The organism is Halobacterium jilantaiense (assembly GCF_900110535.1).
Taxonomy (GTDB): Archaea; Halobacteriota; Halobacteria; order Halobacteriales; family Halobacteriaceae; genus Halobacterium; species Halobacterium jilantaiense.
On sequence record NZ_FOJA01000001.1, the window covers coordinates 1,335,578 to 1,354,757 of the forward strand.

Sequence of the window (19,180 nt, forward strand, 5' to 3'; positions counted from 1 at the left end):
CCGGCACACCTCGGAGTATGACGTTCTCACTGTGCGTTCGCGCGGAGACGCCCGACGGCCCGGCGTTCGGCGTCGGGGTCGCGACCGACGCGCCGGCCGTCGGCGCGCTCGCGCCCTACGTCAGCCACCGAGGCGCGGTCAGCACGCAGAGCTTCGTGAACGTGCGACTCGGCCGCAGGGGCGTCGAACTGCTTGACGACCTCGCGGTCTCGGACGCGCTCTCCGGGGTGCTCGCGCGGGACGACTACAGGTCGCTCCGACAGCTCCACGGCGTCGACGCGCGCGGAGACACGTACGCGTTCACGGGCGAGGACTGCGAGCCCTGGACCGGTCACGTCGTCCGGGACGACGAGGGCGTGACGGCCGCCGGGAACATGCTCGCGAACGGCGAGACGCTGGACGACACCGTGGAAGCGTTCCTCGGTTCCGCCGACGACGCGAGCAACGACCCGGTGCCGGACGCCGACCTGGTGCCGCGGCTGGTGGACGCGCTCGCGGCGGGCCGGGACGCCGGCGGCGACGGCCGCGGCCACACGTCGGCAGCGGTGAAAGTGAAGGCCCCGCAGGCGACGGCCTACCACGACCTCCGGGTGGACGAACACGAGACGCCCATCGAGGAACTGCGGCGGGTGTACGAGGCCGCCGAGGCCGCCAGCGACACCTTCACCGAGTCCAGGAAGTCCCGCATCTTCGACTGAGTCGACGGCCCAGTGGTCGTTCTCGCGAGGGGCGAGTCCGCTCAGTCGTCGGTGCCGGCGGGAGCGCGGTCTCCCGTACCCGACGGGTCCGAGTCGTCGTCGGGCGGCGCGGGTGCCTCCAGCAGGAGGGCGGCCGCACCGGCGAGGATGGCGAGCACGCCGCCGAGCAGGAAGGTGTTGTCCCAGCCCAGCGAGACGACGAACGCGCCCGTGACGGTGCCGCCGAAGACGCCGCCCCACATCTTCCCCGAGTACAGCAGCGCGTAGTTCGCGCTGGAGTGCTCTTCGCCGTAGTAGTCGCCGACGACGCTCGGGAACAGCGTGTACTGGGGGCTCCAGAAGAACGTCGCGACGGCGACCGCTGCGACGAACGCCGCGCCCATGCCGTTGATGCCGAAGTAGACCACCGCGAACAGTCCGAGGCCGAGAATCGTGAACGCGGCCGCCATCGCGTTCGTGCGGGAGACGCGGTCGCTGACGCCGCCGAGGACGAGTCGGCCGACCCCGCCCGCCAGCGGCAGCAGGGTGGCGGCGGCGGTGGCGATGAGGCCGGCGAGCCCGAGCTGGTCGGCGTAGGAGACGATTTTCTCCGTGAGCATCAGGCCGGCCCCGGAGACGGCGACGAACATGACGTACATGAGCCAGAACTGCCAGGTGCGGAGCATCTCCCGCCACGTGAACTGGGGGCCGACGTAGTCCGCGCTGTCGCCGTCCGAGCGCCAGCCCGCGGGCGGGTCACGGAGGACGAGCGCGCCGACGAGAACGACGGCGAAGATGAGTACACCGACGTTCTGGAGGACGTCGACGTACGCCTCTGCGGGGAGGTCCGGCCCGGTGTTCGCGCGGACGTACGGGACGAGCGCGGCGCTACCGCCGGCGAACGCCATCGTGCCGACGCCGGAGGTGAGCCCGCGGCGGTCCGGGAACCACTTGAGCGCGGTGTTGACGGCGACGGTGTAGACGATGCCGACGCCGAGCGCGCCCAGCGAGTACGCGAGGTATATCTGCCAGACCGTCTGGGCGACGGAGAGGCCAACGTAGCCGCCGCCGGCGAGGAACGCCGCGAGGACGGCCAGCCCGCGGGGGCCGTGGCGGTCGCGCCACCAGCCGACGGGGAACTGGCTGCCCGCCTGCACGATGACGAACAGCGTGAACACCGTCGAGAGCGCGGCGGCCTCGATGCCGAGTTGGCGCGCGACGGGGCCGCGGAGGCTGCTCCAGACGTACTGGTAGGGGCCGACGACGGCCATCATGCCGGCCGCCGCCAGCACCAGCCACCACCGCGAGAAGCCGAGGTGGTCTCGTGCGCGCGCCGCGTGGTCGACGTCCTCCTCGCTCATCGGCGCTCACCGTCTCCGTGCATCAGTATCACTCCGACGTTGCGTGTCGCTCATACTGTATCTGGCGTCGCGCCACCCGCAATAGCGGGCACCCGATTATATTTGGCGTCGCACTAAGGAAGTGTGAGAGAGTACCAAACAAACGCGGCAGGCGGAGAGGTTGTCATCCACTCAGTGACCGCGGGCGGCGAGGTACTCGCCGACCTCGGCCATCACCTTCTCCTCGGCGCGCGAGAGGTGCTCCCAGGTCGTCGTGCCGGCGAGCCCGATCTCGTCGGCGATGTCCTCGACCCGGACGTCCGACCCCTCGTCGTAGTACCCCATCCCCGTCGCCATCGCCAGCACCTCCCGCTGTCGGTCGGTCAGGTCCTCCAGTATCCGGGAGAGCGCGAGGTGTTCTTCGCCGTCGACCTCGTCGAGCGCGACGTCCCGCATGAGTTCGGTGTCGTTGCCGGCGGCCTCCAGGGAGTCGACGACCGCGCTCAGGTCGTCGTCCTCTTCGAGGTACAGCGTCCAGTGCTCCCAGCCCGCGCGGATGGTGGTCCCCACCCGGTAGTGGACGCCGTGGTCGGCGAGCCGCTGGGCGATGGAGTCCCACTGGTACGAGTCGTAGGTGACGGCGACGAACACGCGGTCGTTGTCCAGCGGCGACAGCGGCTCTGCGGACTTCACGGAGGACGCGGCGGCGAACTCCTCCAGAAACGCGCGAATCTCGTCGGCCGGGCCGCGAGCCTCCACGATGCGCTTTCGTTCCGCGGCGCTGCCCGACAGCGACGAGACGGACCGGAGGGTGAGGTCGGGGTGGTCCGCGCTCACGTCGCTCTCGGGCTCGCCGTGGTGGCGCACCCGCAGCGTTACTTCCCGCATCGCCCGATAGTACGGAGGCCACGGTCTTACAGTTGGTGTCCGGGGAGAGTCTGTCGAACCCCCGGATATACTCGGTGTCAACGTAAACCCAGTGGGGTCTAGAGCAATGTGTAGCCGGCTCATGGCAGACACTGACAAACCAACCGACGAACAGCTGAGTGGTCCCGTCGTGGACCGCCGCACCACGATGTCGCTGCTCGGCGCGGCCGGTCTCGGTGCCATCGCGGGCTGCACCGGGGGCGGTGGCGGCGACGGCGACAGCGACGAAACCACCGCCGGCAGCGACGACGGCGGCGACACCACCACGGCCGACGAAGGTGCCCCCAGCATGGGCGGCCGCCTCAAGGCCGGCTGGTTCACCGGCAGCATCGACGAACTCGACCCGGCGTTCATCAGCGTCGGCCAGTTCTTCCAGCTGGCCGGCAACGTCTTCAGCGGGCTGACGAAGCTCGGCCCCGACCTCGAAATCGTCGGCGACCTCGCCGAGGACTGGGAGGTCACCGACGGCGGCAAGACGTTCACCTTCCAGCTCCGGGACGACGTCACGTTCCACAACGGCGTCGAGTTCACCGCGGAGGACGTCAAGTACACCATCAACCGCACCATCTCCGAGGAGGCACCCGCGGCCTCGAAGCTGTCCTCGCTCCAGCCGATCGAAGAGGGCGGCGTCGAAGTCGTCGGCGACTACGAAGTCACGCTCCGCTGGGAGGAAGCGAACGTCACCTCGCTGGTCTACCTGACCCGCGGCCCGGGCCGCGCGGCCACCATCGTCAGCAAGGAGGCCATCGAGGAGATGGGCTCCGACGAGTACAGCGTCACGCCGGTCGGGACCGGCCCCTTCGAGGTCACCGGCCACGACGTCGGCTCCAGCGTCACGCTGGACGCCTACGACGACTACTTCGAGACCGACGAGGACGGCAACAGCCTCCCGTACCTCGACGGCATCGACGTCCAGCCGATTCCGGAGCCGTCGTCCATCGTGAACGCGCTGCGCAGCGGCGACATCCACTTCGCGAACATGGTGCCGCTGCAGAACCTCTCCCAGCTGGAGAGCGACAGCGCCGCGAACGCGGACCGCGCGCCCGGCATCAACTGGTACGGCCTCGCGATGAACCAGGACCGCGAGCCGTTCGGCTCCCGGCAGGTCCGCCGCGGCATGGCGAAAATCATCGACAACGAGCGCTTCGTCGAGACCGCGTACTTCGGGAACGCGCTCCCCGACACCGGCCCCATCAACAAGGGGACCGGCTGGGTGTGGCGCGACGACAAACCGAGCGACCAGGACTTCGCCCTCGAAGAGGGGATGTCCATGCTGGAGGACGCCGGCGCTGCCGACGCGAGCTTCTCCATCCTGACCGCCGAGAGCTCGCTCCGGCAGGCGAAGGCGATGCGCCAGCAGCTCAACGAGCGCGGCCTCGACGTGGACGTCGAACAGGTCACGTCCTCGACGTACTGGACGCGCTACGAGGAAGGCGACTACGACGTCACCATCTCGGGCAGCGTCATCGACCCCGACCCCGAGCAGTCGCTCTGGAACTTCTACCGGCTGCCCGACGAGGGCGGCGTCTGGAACTGGGTGAACTACCAGAGCCAGGAGGCCCACGACCTGCTGGCCGAGCAGCGCGCGGAGACCGACCGCGACGCGCGCCGCGACCTCCTCCACGAACTCGAAGACACGCTCATCGCAGACGCCCCGCACGCGTACCTCGTCCATCAGGACGACATCGCCGGCGTCCGCCAGGAGGTCGGCGGCTTCAAACACCTCTCTGGTCTGCGGAACTTCCACCAGGTGTACCTCGACGAGTAATGTGGAGGTACATCGCGAAACGCACCGGCCACGCCATCTTCGTGATGTGGATGGTGGCCACCACGGTGTTCGTCGGTCTGCGGTCGGTCCCGGGCGGCCCCGTCCGCGCGATGCTCGGGCAGGAGGCCACGCCGGAGGCCGTCGCGAGCCTGCGCGCCGACCTCGGGCTGGACCAGCCGCTGCACGTCCAGTACGTCGACTGGCTCGGCGGGATGCTCTCCGGCGACTTCGGCCGGTCGATCACGTCCAGTGAGACGGTCGGCGCGCTCATCGGGAGCGCCGCGCCGAAGACCGTCTCCATCGCCGCGTTCGGCGTCGTGCTCGGGCTGGCCGTCGCCATCCCGGCCGGCATCATCGGCGCGACCCGCCGCAACGAGCCCGCCGACTACGCCACCACGGTCGGCGCGTTCGTCGGCATCTCGATGCCGGCGTTCTTCATCGGCATCCTGCTCGCCATCGTGTTCGGCGTCCAGCTCGGCTGGTTCCCCGTCGTGGGGTACACGCCGCTCTCGGAGGGCGTCGTGCCGTGGCTGGAGAGCATCGTGTTGCCCGGCATCGCCGTCGGGCTGCCGTACGCGGCCGGCGTCACGCGCATGATGCGGTCCTCGCTCATCGAGATTCTCGACGAGCAGTACATGCGCACGGCGGTCGCGAAAGGCATCAGCAGCCGCGTCCAGCTGTACAAGCACGCCCTCCAGAACGCGATGATTCCCGTCGTCACCATCGCCGGCATTCAGCTGGCGCTGGTGCTGGGCGGCAGCGTCACCGTGGAGATCGTCTTCGGCATCCAGGGCCTCGGACGGCTGCTCGTGAACTCGATCCTGGAACGCAACTACCCGGTGACCCAGATGACGATTCTGCTGGTCGCCGGCATCTTCGTCTTCATGAACCTACTCGTCGACATCGCCTACACCGCCATCGACCCGCGCATCCGGTACGGAGGTGAACAGTCGTGAGCGGCGACGCTCCCGACTTCGCCCGCAACGAGGGCGAGTTCGGCTCCGGAGAGGTGCCCCCCGAGTACGAGACCGAGGAGTCCGTCGAGGAGTACAAGAGCACCGCCGAGCGCGTCGCCGGCGTGCTGAAACGGGACAAGCTCGCGCTCGCTGGCGCAATCATCGTCGTGGCGTTCGTGCTCACCGCGGTGTTCGCGCCGTACGTCGCGCCCCACGGCCCCGAGGAGCAGTTCGGCTTCATGCAGGAGCCGATGAGCCAGTCCACCGGGGACTTCGACGGCGACGGCGAGATGGAGACGGTCACGCACTACCTCGGCACCGACGACTTCGGGTACGACGTCCTCACGCGCATCGTCTACGGCTCCCAGATATCGCTGCTGGTGGCGTTCGCCACCGTGGCGTTCGCGTTCACCGTCGGGACGACGCTCGGCGTTCTCGCCGGGTTCTACGGCGGCTGGATCGACACCCTCGTGATGCGCGGCGTCGACTTCATCTGGGCGTTCCCCACCATCATCCTCGGCGTCGGGGTGATTGCGGTGATGGGCGGCCTCGGCTGGATGAACGTCGTGGTCGCCATCGGCATCGCGTTCGTCGACGACTTCGCGCGCATCATCCGCGGTGAAGTCCTCTCGATACGCGAAGAGGAGTACATCACGGCGGCGCGAGCCGTCGGCATGGGCGACGGCCGCATCATGTTCAAGGAGATGCTGCCGAACGCCGTGTCGCCGCTCATCGTGCAGGCGACGCTGATGGTGCCCTTTGCCATCCTCGGGGAGGCGTCGCTGTCCTTCCTCGGGCTCGGCGTGAAACCGACGACGCCGACCTGGGGGCTGCTCATTTCGAGCGGCCGCGGGTTCATCTCGCAGGCGTGGTGGATTTCGGTGATGCCGGGGTTCGCCATCATGGCGGTCGTCCTGGCGTTCAACACACTCGGGGACGGCCTCAGGGACGCCTTCGACCTCTCCGAGGGGGAGGTGAACTGAGATGGCAGCGAACCAGCCACCGGTCCTCGAGGTCGAGGACCTCCACACGCAGTTCCCGACCGACCGCGGCGTCGTGCGAGCGGTCGACGGCGTCGACCTCTCCATCGAGTCCGGCGAAATCGTCGGGCTCGTCGGCGAGTCCGGCTCCGGGAAGAGCGTGCTCGCGGAGAGCGTGCTCGGCATCGTCGAGGAGCCCGGCGAGATTGCCGGCGGCGACATCCGGTTCGGCGGCGAGTCGCTGCTCGCGATGAGCGAGCGCGAACGCCAGTCGATTCGCGGCGGCCGCGTGTCGATGGTGTTCCAGGACCCGATGAACAGCCTGAACCCGACGCTCACCGTCGGCGAGCAGATTGCGGAGACGGTCCGGCTCCACCAGGACACCGGCGAGTCGGTGTCGCTGTCCGCGGAGATGAAGCGGAAGATCGTCGGCGCGGCGAAGAACGGCGAGGCGTGGCGGCGCGCCATCGAGATGCTAGAGACCGTCGAGATTCCGGAGCCGGAGGCGCGGGCGGCCGACTACCCCCACCAGTTCTCCGGCGGGATGCGCCAGCGCGCGATGATCGCGATGGCGCTGGCCTGCGAGCCCGACCTCGTGGTGGCCGACGAGCCGACGACCGCGCTCGACGTCACCATTCAGGCCCAGATTCTCGAAGAGCTGGAGGACCTGAAAGACGAGTTCGACACCGCCATCCTGCTCATCACGCACGACCTCGCAGTGGTCGCGGAGACCTGCGACCGCGTGAACGTGATGTACGCGGGCGAGATTGTCGAGCGCGCAGAGACCGAGGAGCTGTTCGCGAACCCCGAGCACCCCTACACGCAGGGGCTCATCGCGAGCACGCCGCAGCTCGACAATCCGGACGCGAGCCTCGAACCCATCGAGGGGAACGTCCCGGACCTCATCGACATCCCGTACGCGTGTCACTTCGCGCCGCGGTGTCCGGAGGCGGAACGCGAGTGCTTCGAAGTACACCCGGACTTCCGGCCGGTCGGGGACGGCGACCACGAGGCCGCCTGTCTCCGCCGCGGGCCGGAGGAGGACCAGCTATGAGCTCCGAACAGACCACGGCGACGGGCGCGGAGAGCGCCGCGCCCGGCGAGGACGCGGCGGCCGGCGAGGTCGTCCTCGAAGCCGAGGGCGTGAAGAAGCACTTCGACCAGAGCGACGGCTTCCTCGACAAGCTGCTGGGCGGCGGCGGCTCCGTGAAGGCGGTCGACGGCGTCGACCTGCAGGTGCGGGCGGGCGAGACGCTCGCCGTGGTCGGGGAGTCCGGCTGCGGGAAGTCGACGCTCGGTCAGACGCTGCTGAACCTCCACGAGGCGACCGCGGGGACGGTGCGGTTCCGCGGCGACGAGATATCCGGCCTGAGCGGGACGGAGATGCGGCCGTACCGGAAGGAACTCCAGATGGTGTTCCAGGACCCGCTGGCGTCGCTGAACCCCCGGCAGACCGTCGGGGACATCGTGACCGCGCCGATGGAGGTCCACGGCATCGGCGACTCCGACGAGGACCGGCTGAGGCGCGCCGAGTCGCTGCTGGAGCGCGTCGGCCTCAAACAGTCCCACATCGACCGGTACCCGGGACAGTTCTCCGGCGGCCAGCAGCAGCGCGTCGGCATCGCCCGCGCGCTCGCCGTGGAGCCCGACGTCATCGTCGCGGACGAGCCGGTGAGCGCGCTGGACGTCTCCGTGCAGGCCCAGATTCTGAACCTCATGGGGGACCTCCAGGACGAACTCGGGCTGTCGCTGGTGTTCATCGCCCACGACCTCTCGGTCGTGCGGCAGGTCTCCGACCGGGTGGCCGTGATGTACCTCGGGGAAGTCGTGGAGACGGCACCGACGGACGAACTGTTCGAGGACCCGAAACATCCCTACACGAAGTCGCTGCTGTCGGCGGTGCCGCGCATCGACCCGTCGGCGCGCACCGACCGCGTGGTGTTGCGGGGGTCGGTGCCGTCGCCAATCGACCCGCCGTCGGGCTGTCACTTCCACACGCGGTGTCCGGCGGTGATTCCCGGCGAAGGCTGGGACGGCGACCAGGCGGCGTTCCGGAGGGCGTTCACGTTCCGGAACCGCGTCGAGAACGGCAGCCTCGAAGTCGAGGTCGTCCGCGACCGCCTCGAGGGCGACGGCGGGAGTGTGAGCGACGACGACGTGGCGGCGCGCATCGTGGACACGACGCTGCCCGGCGACCTGACGGACCTGCCGGCGGACACCGCGGAGCGCATCCGGGAGGCCGCGCGGCTCGTCGTCGACGGCCGGGACGACGAGGCGGCCGCGCTGCTGCAGGAGGCGTGCCCGTCGCCGTGCGCGGGCGACCACCCCGAGCCCGTCGACGTCGGCGACGGCCGGCAGGCGGCCTGCCACCGCGTCGACCCGTCGTACGACGCGCCCCTCGAAGTCGACGACTGAGGCGGCCCGCGGTCTCCCGTTCTCGCGGTCGCTGGGCGGCCGCGACGCCGGGAGCCGGCGAGCGCCGCGCGGTGGCGAAACCATTTCACTCCAGGTGGCCGAGGTAGGGGTATGACTCGACCACACGTCGCCGTCGTCGGCGCGTACGGGAGCGCGGGCGTGGCGGCCGCCGAGGAACTCGTCGACGAGGACGTGGAACTGACGCTCATCGACGACGGCGAGCCCGGGGGCGGGCTCTGTATTCTCCGGGGTTGCATGCCGTCGAAGGAAGTGCTGTCGGCGGGCGCGCACAAGTACCAGGCGCGCCACGACCACCGGCTCGACGGCGTCCCCGAGGTCGACCTCGAATCCGTCGTGGAGACGAAAGACGACCACGTGCTCGGGTTCGCGGAGCACCGGCGGGCGGCCGTCCACGAGATGGCCGAGCGCGACAACGTCACCTTCCACCACGACACGGCGAAGTTCGTCGACGACCACACCATCGAGGTCGCCGGGGAGACCATCGAAGCCGACTACGTGGTGCTGGGGACGGGCTCGGACCTGAACGTCCCGACGCTGCCCGGACTCGAAGCCGTCGACTGGATGGGCAGCCGGGACGTCCTCGACGCCACCGAGTTCCCGGACTCGGGCGTCGTGATGGGGTTCGGGTACGTCGGCGTCGAACTCGTCCCGTACCTCTCGGAGGCCGCGGACATGGACCTCACCGTCATCGAGCACGACGACCGGCCGCTCGACGACAAACACCCCGCGTTCGGCGAGGAGATTCTCGACCAGTACCGCGAGGAGTTCGGCGTCGACATCCGCACCGAGGTGTACGAGGAGGAGGTCGAGGCGACCGAGGACGGCGGCGTCCGTCTCCACCTCACCGACGGGTCGAGCGTCGAGGGCGACCAGCTGTTCCTGTTCACGGGCCGGACGCCGTCGTTCCCCGACGGCATCGAGGCGACGGGGCTGGACCCGCGGCGCGACTGGGTGCAGAACACGATGCAGACGGTCGACGACGACCGCGTGTTCGTGGTCGGTGACGCGACCGGCGACAACATGCTGCTGCACAACGCCAAGGAGGAGGGGTACGCCGCCGGCCGGAACATCCTCGCGGCGGAGCGCGGCGACGCTCTGGAGACCTACGAACCGATGACTCACGAGGTGATGTTCTCGGGGCTCGGCGTCTTCCCGTTCGCGTCGCTCGGGCTGACGGAGACGGAGGCCCGCGAGCAGGGCCACGAGGTCGTGACGGCCCAGCGGGATGCCTCCAGCGACGGCGTGTTCAAGACGAAAGACGTGGCCCGCGGCACCGCGCGGCTGGTCGTGGATGCCGACGACGGCACCGTCCTCGGTTACCACGGCATTCACTACCACGCCGACGCGATGGCGAAGACGATGCAGGTGATTCTGGCGGCTGGGATGGACGTCCGAGAGATTCCGGACCGGGCGTACCACCCGACGACGCCCGAGGTCCTCGACGGCCTGTTCCGCGACACCGCCGCCCAGCTCTAGTCGTCTGCGTGGGCGGCGAGGACGCTGCGGGCTGCCGACGCGAGTTCGTCGAAGTGGTCGATGGGGAGTTCGTCGGTGGTGACGAACGCGCCGTGGCCGTCCTCGATGACCCGGGTGAGGTAGCCGCGGTCGAACGCCCGCATCGTGTACTGGTACTCGCCGAGTTCGGACTCGCCGTAGACCGTCTGCGAGCGGAAGCCCTGACGCTCCTGGTCGGCGAACCCGACGATGTCGGCGTCCGGTTCGAGGTCGCCGCGGAGGTAGATCTGTTCCTCGCCGCTGTCGTCGAAGTACGCGACGCTACGCAGCTGGTCGCCGACGGACGTTCGGCAGGCGCTGACCAGTTCGTCCGCGAGCGTCGCCGGCGCGTAGCTCGGGTCGCTGCTCATGGGGTCGGGTTCGGCGGCGACACACAAGAAGCGTGTGGGTAATTATCACGAATCGGGCGTACGGCAAGAAGACATTTGGCGTCCGCGCATCAACGAGCGCACATGTCCGACGGAGACGAGGCAGCCAGCGACGAAGAGCACACAGACGACGACAGCGCCGGCGAGATGGAGTTCGGGGACCAGCCGTCCCCGCTCGGCGTGAAAGTCGGAAGCACGCGGACAGTGGTCGCTGCGGGCGACGCAGACAACCCCGAGGTCACCCAGACGCTGACGTGTCTGGCGACGTACGACGACGCGCTCACGGGCGAAGAGCACGTCATCTACGGCGAGGAAGCCGCGACCGAGTACCCCGACCGCGTCCGGTTCATGCTGCGGTCCGGACTGCCCGAGGACGAGGAGACGACCGGGCTCGCCAAACGGTTCTTCGAGGAGTTCGCGGCCGCCAACGGCCTCGGCGCTGACTCGGTGGTGGTCTACGCCATCCCGACCATCGACAACGACGCCGGCCTGCAGCGGCTCTCCGAAATCATCGAGGAGGGGCCCGTCGGCGAGCGCCGCGTGGCGTCCTACCCCGAGAGCCTCTGTGGCGCGGTGCCCGCGCTCGGCGACGGCCTCGACGCCATCGAGGACACGTTCGTCGCTGTCAACATGGGGTCGACGAACCTCGAAGCGTGCGCGTACCGCCGCGGCGAACAGCTCGCGCCATTCTCGACCGGAGCCGTCACCGGCAGCGAGGTCGACCGCCGCATCGCCAACTACGTCGAGGAGGAGACGCAGGGCCGCGTGAACATCGACGTCCAGACCGCCCGCGAGTACAAGGAGACCCACGCCGACTTCGACGACTACGAGCCGTTCAGCGACATCATCCAGCAGCCCGGCGGCGGCACCTACGAGTTCACCATCGAGGACGCCGTGATGGACGCCGTCGACGAGTTCGTCGACGACGCGGTCAACGAGGTCGCGAACATCTTCATGCCGGACTTCGCCAACGACTACATGAAGGTCTACCAGCAGGCGCTGGACAACCCCGTGGTGTTGACCGGCGGGATGGCCTGCATCCCGGGCATCGTCGGCGAGTTCGAGCGGCGACTGACCGAGGAAGTCGGCCGCGAGGTCGAGGCGACGACCGCCGACCACCCGGAAACCGCGGCCGCGCGGGGCGCACACCGCATCGCGGAGCGCCTCGTCGACCTCGGTGAGTACTAGCATTTATCAGTCGTCGCGGAGACCAGCGACCGATGGCAGCCCACTCCACGCGGGCCGCCGCCACCGTCTCGCTGTCCGCGAGCGAGCGCGACCGCACCGACGCCGTCGCGGCGACCGACAGCGGTGACGAGCGGGCGCTCGCCTACGCCGAGTACGGCGACCCCGACGGCACGCCGCTCGTCTTCTGTCACGGCTTCCCCGGCTCCCGCATTCAGGGGAGTCTGCTCCGCGAGGCGGCCCGCGAACACGGCGTCCGCGTGCTCGCGCCCGACCGGCCCGGCGTCGGGCAGTCGGGCGCGGCGGGCGTCCGGCCGCTCGGCGCGTGGGCCGACGACGTCGCGACCCTCGCCGACCGCCTCGGCGTCGACGAGTACGGCGTCCTCGGGTTCTCCGCGGGCGGCCCGCGTGCGCTCGCCTGCGCCGCTCGCACGCCGGAACGCGTGACGCGCTGCGTGGTCGCGTCCGGCTCCCCGCCGCCCGCGCTCGCGGACGACCTCGACGGCTTCGTGCGCGCGGCGACGCGACTGGGCCGGCACTCCGTCCACTTCGTGCGGCCGCTCGCGTGGCTGTGCTGCCGGCGCATCGAGACCGCGACGCGGTTCACCGACGTGGTCGGCGACCCCCAGGACGGCGACCTGGCGGACCCGCGGCTCGGAGAGTCCGGGCGGATGCTGCTGGCGGACGCCCGGGAAGCCGTCCGACAGGGGCCGAGGCCGGTGGCGGCCGAGCTCGCGGCACTCGGCCGCGACTGGGGGTTCGACCTCGGCGACGTCGCCGTGCCGACGCGCGTGGTCCACGGTGCCCTCGACGAGACAGTCCCCGTCTCTGCCGCCGAGTACGTCGCCGACGGGGTTCCCAGCGCGGAGTTCGACACCTACGACCACGCCGGCCACTACCTCGTGCTGACCGAGTACGCCGGCGACGCCGTGACGTGGGCGGCCGGCGAGTGAGGACGCTGTCGGGGCGGCGAGAAGGACGGGGCGGGGCAGCCGGGGCGTCGAGCGCTGCCGCTGTCTGCCGACCCCCCGGAAAGAACTCGGGTACCCCTACCCGGCGGCTGTCCTTGTGAACCGGGCCGGTAAATGTCTTGTCAGACTCTCGGGGTTCGGGCCGCAGATTCCTATCGTGTGAGAAACGCGCCAGAACGTAAGCCCGGGGGACGGGAATCGGCCCGCATGGACGACGGTCGCGACCGACACAGCGGAACTCCGACGGGGAGCCGGCGAGCCGTCCTCCGGTCGACGGTCGGCGTGGCAGCCGCCGGCTCGGTCGCCGGCTGCCTCGGCGTCCTCGGCGACGACTCGCCGACGGTGTTGAGCGAACCGGACAGACAGTTCGACAGCGGCGACCTCCCGTACCCGGCGTGGGGCGAGCGCGTCCCCGACGTGACTGTGCCGGCACCGCTGTCGGGCGGCGAGGTCGCCACGCGTGACGTGGCGGAGCCGGCGCTGTACACGTTCTTCTACAGCCACTGCAACACGGTCTGTCCGGTCCTGATTTCGACGATGCGGAACGTCCAGACCCACGCCGCCAACGAGGGGTACGCCGACGAGGTGTCGCTGTTCCCGGTGACGTTCGACCCGGAGCGGGACACGGCCGACCGGCTCGGCGAGTACGCCGGCGAGATGAACGTCGACGCCGACGCCGACAGCTGGACGTTCCTCCGGCCGGACGGACCCGAGCGCGCCGACGCCGTCGTCTCGGACGCGTTCGGCGTGACGTTCCAGCGCACGCACCCCGACGACATGGACGCGTACATGTTCACGCACTCGGCACTGACGTTCCTCGTGAACGGCGACGGCTACGTGGAACGCGCCTACCGGTCGAAAGCGCCGAACGAGGACCAGATACTCGACGACCTCGCGGCGGTGAGAGACGCGTGAAACGGCGGCAGGTCCTCGGAGCGCTGGCGGGCGCTGGCCTGACCGGCGGCAGCCTCTGGGTCGCCCGGAACGGCGTCCCGCGTCCCGGTGGGAGCGACAACGACCCGGCCGGGCTGCCCCGGGAAGTCGAGACCCTCGACGCGCCCGGGTCGACCGCGGGCACCGCGACCGTCCCGCGGCCCGGGACGCCGACCGTCGTCGACCTGTTCGCGACGTGGTGTGCGCCCTGCGACGAACAGCTCGCCGAACTCCGGGCGGTCCACAGCGACTACCCCGAGGTGGCGTTCGTCTCGGTGACGAACGAGCGCGTCGGCGACACACTCACCCGGACGGACATCGCGGACTGGTGGGCCGACAACGGCGGCGCGTGGCCCGTCGGCATCGACCCCGGCAGCGGACTGCTGGCGGCGTTCGGCGCGAGCGCGCTGCCGTACGTCGCCGTCGCCGACGCCGACGGCCGCATCGTCGCCGAGTACAGCGGGGTCGCCGCGGCGAATGCCCTCCGGGACGACCTCGACACCCTCGACGCATGACCGCCAGCGCGTCGGTCGCGGGTGCCACTGCGTTCGCTGCGGGTACGGGCGTCGCGACGTTCTTCGCGCCGTGTGCGTTCCCGCTGCTGCCCGGCTACGTCGGCTACTACGTCGCCGAGAGCGACAGCGACACCGCCGTGCTGGCGGCCGCGGCCGCCGCCGCAGTCGGCGCTGTCACCGCGATTGCGGCCGTCGCGGGGCTGGTGCTGGCTGTCGGCCAGCCCGCCAGAGCCGCGCTCCCGGTGCTCGAACCAGTCATCGGAGTGGGACTGGTCGGGTTCGGCGCGCTCGTGGTCGCCGGTCGCGGCCCACAGCTCCACGTGGCGCTGCCCGAACGGCCGTCGTCCGTACTCGGGTTCGGCGCGTTCGGTGCAGTGTACGCCGTCGCAGCCGCCGGCTGTGTCGTCCCGCTGTTCGTCGGCGTCGTCGCGCAGGCGCTCGCGCTCCCGGCGGCCGGCGCTACCGTAGTGCTCGGTGCCTACGCCGGCGGCGTCGCAGCCCCGCTCGTCGGCGTCACGCTGCTGGCGGGCGCGGGCGTCGAGGCGTGGCGAGACCTCGGCGCGCACGCCGGCAGCGTCCAGCGGGCGGCCGGCGCTGTGATGGTGCTGGCCGGCCTCGGCCAGCTCTACCTCTCTGTCGTCGAACTGAACGTCCTCGGCGTCGCGTGAGCGCGTCGGTCAGGGTTCGACCCGGGAGAGCCGCATGGCGTTCCCGGTGACGCCGACGGTCATGCCGGCGTCGCCCGCGAGGACAGCGAGCCAGATGGGGACGACGCCGAACGGCACCGCGAGCGCGAGCGCGGCCTTCACGCCGAGGCTCGCCCAGACGTTCTGCCGGATGACGGCGTTGGCGTCGCCCGCGAGTTCGTAGAGGTACGGGAGTTTCGCGATGTCGTCGCCCATCAGTGCGATGTCCGCGGTCTCCAGTGCGGTGTCGGTGCCGGCCGCCCCCATCGCGATGCCGACGGTGGCGGTGGCGAGCGCGGGCGCGTCGTTGATGCCGTCGCCGACCATCGCCACGTCGCCGTACTCGGCGACGAGTTCGTCGACGGCGGCCACCTTCTCGTCGGGGAGGAGTTCCGCCCGGACCTCGTCGACGCCGACCTCGTCGCCGACGGCGCGCGCGGTGCGCTCGTTGTCGCCGGTGAGCATCACGGTGCGTTCGACGCCGAGCGCCCGGAGCCGGGCGAGCGCCTCCTTCGCGCCCGGACGGACGGTGTCCGCGACCGCGACGAGCCCCTCCAGTTCCTCCTCCGTACCGACGAGCACGACCGTCTTCCCCTCTGCCTGCAGGTCCGGGACCGTCTCGTCGAGGAGGTCGAGACAGTCGCTGCGCTCGCAGCGCTCGCGGGCGGCCTGCGTGACGACGCCGCCGTCGGTGGTGGCGTGGACGTGCGAGAGGTCGAAGCCGAGGTCCGCGAAGAAGCCGGGCTTCCCGGCGACGTGGCGGTCGCCGTCGAGCGTGGCGCGCACGCCCTTCCCGGTGACGCTCTCGAAGTCCTCGACCGCGGGCGCGTCGACGCCGCTCTCCTCGGCGCGCTCCACGATGGCGTCCGCGATGGGGTGTTCGCTGCGGGACTCCAGACCCCGAGCGCACGCCAGCACGTCGGCCTCGCTGTTGCCGTTCAGGGCGACGACATCGGTGACGGCGAGGTCGCCGGTGGTGAGCGTGCCGGTCTTGTCGACGGCGACGGCGTCGACCTCGCTCATCGCTTCGAGGTGGTCGCCGCCCTTCACGAGCACGCCGTGGCGGGCGGCGCTCGTGATGCCGGAGACGACAGAGACGGGCGTGGAGATGACGAACGCACACGGGCACGCCAGCACGAGCAGCGTCAGCCCGTAGACGACGGCGGTCGGCCAGGTGACGCCGAAGACGAACGGCGTCCCGAGCGTGGTGAAAATCGCGAACGCGACGACCGCCGGCGTGTACTTGGAGGCGAAGCGTTCGACGAACTGCTCGCGGTCGGTCTGGTTCGACTGCGCGTCCTCGACGAGTTCGACGATGCGGGAGAGCGTGTCGTCGCCCGCCGCGGACGTGACCCGGACTTCGAGGTAGCCGGTCTCGTTGACGGTGCCGGCGTACACCTCGTCGCCGTCGGTCTTCTCCACCGGGACTGACTCACCAGTAACGGGAGACTGGTCGATGGCGCTCTCGCCGTCGACGACGACACCGTCGGTCGGCACCTTCTCGCCGGGCCGGACGACCACGACCTCGCCCACGTCGACGTCGTCGACGGGGACCGTGACCTCCTCGCCGTCGCGCCGCACCGTCGCCTCGTCGGGCGAGAGCTCCATCAGCTCGCGCAGCGACTGGCGGGCGCGGTCCATCGAGTACGCCTCTAAGAGTTCCGCGACGCTGAACAGGACAGCGAGGGTCGCGGCCTCGAAGTACAGCGACTCGCCGAAGGCGAGACTGGCGGTGAGCGCGCCGAGGATGGCGACCGACATCAGGAAGTCGATGTCCATGCGGAGCGCGCGCGCCGACCGAACGCCCTCGCGGAGAATCTCGCGGCCGCCGACGGCGACAGCCACGAGGAACAGCGCGTCGGCGGCGTGGAGTTCGCTGCCGCCGAGCGTCGCCAGCAGGACGTTCGCGTCTCCGAGCACGAACTCGAACAGCAGCCCGACGGCGACGAACACGCCGCCGGCCCACGTCTGCAGCGCCCGGGGACTCGTCCAGACGTCGGCGCGGTCGGTGTCGCGGTCGCGGCCAGTGCCCGTGACCTCGTAGCCGGACGCCTCGACGGCGGCGACGACGGCCGCCTCGCTGGTCGCTGATTCGTCGTAGGTGACGACCACGGACCCAGTGGTCGGCTGCTCGTCGTGGCCGGTGACGCCCGCGGCGCCGTCCAGCGCGTCCTCGACTTTCCCCGCGCAGGACGAACAGTCCATCTCGGGGACGTCCAGCCGGAGTTTTACCGCGCTGTCGGCTGCGCGCGACCCGGTCGGCTCCTCGATAGTAGTCATTATCTGGAGATAGCGGACGCGGTCTTATGAAGACTACTGCTATGAACCCGGGTTCTATTGAATATGATTAACAACGAATTCGGATTGAGTTGTTAACTCGGGCGTCCGGTGAGTCCGCGAGCCACTGACGGAGGCCTTGCTCCCAACCCGCGACAACCCCGGACATGGAGGCGTTCGTCGCCGAGAATCCTGCACTAGCAACTTGGGACGCTCACAGCCGAAATCGATAGGATAGTTTAACAACTCGTAGCGCCCGTGTTGTTACATGAGCGTCGTCAGCGTCTCTATGCCAGAGGAACTGCTCGAACGCATCGACGAGTTCTCCGAAGACCACGGCTACACCGGCCGCAGCGAGGTCGTCCGGGAAGCCAGCCGGAATCTGCTCGGCGAGTTCGAGGACAAGAAACTGGAGGGGCGCGAACTGATGGGCGTCGTCACGGTGGTCTTCGACTACGAGACGACGACCGTCGAGGAGAAGATGATGCACCTCCGCCACGAACACGAGGACCTCGTCGCGTCGAACTTCCACAGCCACGTCGGCGGCCACCACTGCATGGAGCTGTTCGTTCTGGAGGGCGGTCTGGAGGACATCTCGACGTTCGTCGGGAAGATTCGCGCCACCCAGGACACGCTCACCATCGACTACTCGGTGCTGCCCGTCGACGACTTCGGCCCGCTGGCCGACATGGACTAGCGGCGAGAGACCAGAATTTCTCCGCTTCAGGCGTCGCAGGCGACCCAGTGGCTGCCCTCGTTGGCGACCAGACCGTCGTCCCGGAGGTCGGGCAGCACGCGCAACAGCGTGAGGAACGGCAGTTCGAGGTCTGCTTTGAGTTCGTCGAGCGTCGCGCCGCCCTGCACGGCGAGGTAGAGGTAGACGAGTTTGCGGCGGTCGGACTCGATGTCGCGGACTGCCGACAGCACACCGGCGGTCTGCTCCAGCTGACTGGCGCTCATACCCCACCCCAGAATTTCGACGATAATAAAAACTCGTTGACTACGATTGTCGAAACCCAGTGGCAGTCCGTAGCCCCTCGCTAACTCACGGTCAGTCGTCGACGCGCGTGCTGATGTCCTCGGCGGCTGCCAGCGGGTGCGCCACCAGATACCGGACCCACGCTGCACGCGCCTCGTCGATGTCGCCGGATATCCACTCCCAGTCAGCGACCGGCGCGTCTCACTCGGCGAGTCCGCGAACACCGAACTGAATGTGCAGAACCGGAACCGCAGCCACGGTCGCGACTAGCGCCACCACCAGCGGCAGGACGCCCGAGGTCGTGACAGGCAAGGCGCGTGTGAGCGCGAACGTCGCGAAGAACACCACCCAGGAAGCACAGATCACGCACGTTCGATGTCTCACACTGACCCCGGACCCGCGGCGTTCACATAAATCGCGTGTCGTGTTCTCTCACCGTGCAGTTTCAGGTGTGTGGCAAGCCGACGCGAGCCGAGAACCGCAGAGAGAGTGGATGGGCCCTGGCGGATTTGAACCACCGCTCACCCGGTGTCCCACAGTGCCGCCGTCGGGTCGACGGCGCTGGTATGAGCCGGGGGCTTTGAACCAGACTAAGCTAAGGGCCCTGTACGTGGGTATCCCGTGGGACGGCCTTTAGCGTATCGGGACACGGCAGCGCCGGCACGGT

The 19,180-nt window shown here is 69.6% G+C and carries 18 protein-coding genes and 1 tRNA gene; 13 read left to right on the forward strand and 6 right to left on the reverse strand.

Translation table 11 applies throughout. From position 1 onward, the window contains the following. Positions 1-17: 17 nt before the first annotated feature. The gene (locus BMW35_RS06850; RefSeq protein WP_089668628.1) at positions 18-698 is read left to right on the forward strand and encodes a DUF1028 domain-containing protein; all 681 of its coding nucleotides are present in this window, start codon (positions 18-20) and stop codon (positions 696-698) included. A gap of 41 nt (positions 699-739) precedes the next feature. Here BMW35_RS06850 and BMW35_RS06855 read toward each other — a convergent pair whose 3' ends face one another. Together BMW35_RS06855 and BMW35_RS06860 are read right to left on the reverse strand one after the other, a co-directional pair. Next, positions 740-2,038, reverse strand: a complete 1,299-nt coding sequence (locus tag BMW35_RS06855) for an MFS transporter (RefSeq protein ID WP_089668629.1) — start codon at positions 2,036-2,038, stop codon at positions 740-742. 171 nt (positions 2,039-2,209) lie between these two features. Further along, on the reverse strand, positions 2,210-2,905 hold the full coding sequence (locus BMW35_RS06860; RefSeq protein WP_089668630.1) for a helix-turn-helix domain-containing protein: 696 nt from the start codon (positions 2,903-2,905) through the stop codon (positions 2,210-2,212). 121 nt (positions 2,906-3,026) lie between these two features. Between BMW35_RS06860 and BMW35_RS06865 the strand changes: the two genes are divergently transcribed. The 6 genes from BMW35_RS06865 (at position 3,027) to BMW35_RS06890 (ending at position 10,560) form a co-directional block, all read left to right on the forward strand. Continuing rightward, the gene (locus BMW35_RS06865) at positions 3,027-4,712 is read left to right on the forward strand and encodes an ABC transporter substrate-binding protein (RefSeq protein WP_089668631.1); all 1,686 of its coding nucleotides are present in this window, start codon (positions 3,027-3,029) and stop codon (positions 4,710-4,712) included. Further along, positions 4,712-5,668, forward strand: a complete 957-nt coding sequence (locus BMW35_RS06870) for an ABC transporter permease (protein ID WP_089668632.1) — start codon at positions 4,712-4,714, stop codon at positions 5,666-5,668. The genes BMW35_RS06865 and BMW35_RS06870 overlap by 1 nt, the downstream gene beginning before the upstream one ends. Further along, positions 5,665-6,651, forward strand: a complete 987-nt coding sequence (locus tag BMW35_RS06875; RefSeq protein WP_089668633.1) for an ABC transporter permease — start codon at positions 5,665-5,667, stop codon at positions 6,649-6,651. Before BMW35_RS06870 ends, BMW35_RS06875 begins: the two co-directional genes overlap by 4 nt. A gap of 1 nt (position 6,652) precedes the next feature. Continuing rightward, positions 6,653-7,702 carry an ABC transporter ATP-binding protein gene (locus BMW35_RS06880; RefSeq protein ID WP_089668634.1) on the forward strand — a complete coding sequence of 350 codons (1,050 nt, stop codon included), beginning with the start codon at positions 6,653-6,655 and terminating at the stop codon, positions 7,700-7,702. Next, a complete protein-coding gene (locus BMW35_RS06885) occupies positions 7,699-9,063 on the forward strand; it encodes an ABC transporter ATP-binding protein (protein ID WP_089668635.1) in 1,365 nt (454 codons plus the stop codon). Before BMW35_RS06880 ends, BMW35_RS06885 begins: the two co-directional genes overlap by 4 nt. A 111-nt stretch (positions 9,064-9,174) precedes the next feature. Next, positions 9,175-10,560 carry a dihydrolipoyl dehydrogenase family protein gene (locus BMW35_RS06890; protein ID WP_089668636.1) on the forward strand — a complete coding sequence of 462 codons (1,386 nt, stop codon included), beginning with the start codon at positions 9,175-9,177 and terminating at the stop codon, positions 10,558-10,560. Here BMW35_RS06890 and BMW35_RS06895 read toward each other — a convergent pair. Further along, positions 10,557-10,949 (reverse strand): DUF7522 family protein, encoded by a 393-nt coding sequence (locus BMW35_RS06895; protein ID WP_089668637.1) that lies wholly within the window; start codon positions 10,947-10,949, stop codon positions 10,557-10,559. The genes BMW35_RS06890 and BMW35_RS06895 overlap by 4 nt on opposite strands. Before the next feature lie 102 nt (positions 10,950-11,051). Between BMW35_RS06895 and BMW35_RS06900 the strand changes: the two genes are divergently transcribed. From BMW35_RS06900 to BMW35_RS06920, 5 genes are all read left to right on the forward strand, one after another. After that, on the forward strand, positions 11,052-12,155 hold the full coding sequence (locus tag BMW35_RS06900) for an actin-like salactin (protein ID WP_089668638.1): 1,104 nt from the start codon (positions 11,052-11,054) through the stop codon (positions 12,153-12,155). Between the two features lie 32 nt (positions 12,156-12,187). After that, a complete protein-coding gene (locus BMW35_RS06905; RefSeq protein WP_089668639.1) occupies positions 12,188-13,105 on the forward strand; it encodes an alpha/beta fold hydrolase in 918 nt (305 codons plus the stop codon). A gap of 225 nt (positions 13,106-13,330) precedes the next feature. Beyond that, positions 13,331-14,038 carry an SCO family protein gene (locus BMW35_RS06910; protein ID WP_089668640.1) on the forward strand — a complete coding sequence of 236 codons (708 nt, stop codon included), beginning with the start codon at positions 13,331-13,333 and terminating at the stop codon, positions 14,036-14,038. Then, positions 14,035-14,571: a TlpA family protein disulfide reductase gene (locus tag BMW35_RS06915; RefSeq protein WP_089668641.1), complete on the forward strand. Its 537-nt coding sequence runs from the start codon at positions 14,035-14,037 to the stop codon at positions 14,569-14,571. The genes BMW35_RS06910 and BMW35_RS06915 overlap by 4 nt, the downstream gene beginning before the upstream one ends. Then, the gene (locus BMW35_RS06920; protein ID WP_089668642.1) at positions 14,568-15,239 is read left to right on the forward strand and encodes a cytochrome c biogenesis protein CcdA; all 672 of its coding nucleotides are present in this window, start codon (positions 14,568-14,570) and stop codon (positions 15,237-15,239) included. Before BMW35_RS06915 ends, BMW35_RS06920 begins: the two co-directional genes overlap by 4 nt. A gap of 9 nt (positions 15,240-15,248) precedes the next feature. Here BMW35_RS06920 and BMW35_RS06925 read toward each other — a convergent pair whose 3' ends face one another. Continuing rightward, on the reverse strand, positions 15,249-17,537 hold the full coding sequence (locus BMW35_RS06925; protein WP_089668643.1) for a heavy metal translocating P-type ATPase: 2,289 nt from the start codon (positions 17,535-17,537) through the stop codon (positions 15,249-15,251). A gap of 265 nt (positions 17,538-17,802) precedes the next feature. On the opposite strand from BMW35_RS06925, the gene nikR reads away from it, so the two are divergent. Then, positions 17,803-18,231: a nickel-responsive transcriptional regulator NikR gene (gene nikR, locus BMW35_RS06930; RefSeq protein ID WP_089668644.1), complete on the forward strand. Its 429-nt coding sequence runs from the start codon at positions 17,803-17,805 to the stop codon at positions 18,229-18,231. 26 nt (positions 18,232-18,257) lie between these two features. Here nikR and BMW35_RS06935 read toward each other — a convergent pair whose 3' ends face one another. Both BMW35_RS06935 and BMW35_RS06940 read right to left on the reverse strand, forming a co-directional pair. Continuing rightward, positions 18,258-18,494 (reverse strand): hypothetical protein, encoded by a 237-nt coding sequence (locus tag BMW35_RS06935; protein WP_089668645.1) that lies wholly within the window; start codon positions 18,492-18,494, stop codon positions 18,258-18,260. A gap of 513 nt (positions 18,495-19,007) precedes the next feature. Beyond that, a tRNA-Ile gene (locus BMW35_RS06940) sits at positions 19,008-19,118 on the reverse strand. Positions 19,119-19,180: the final 62 nt, after the last annotated feature.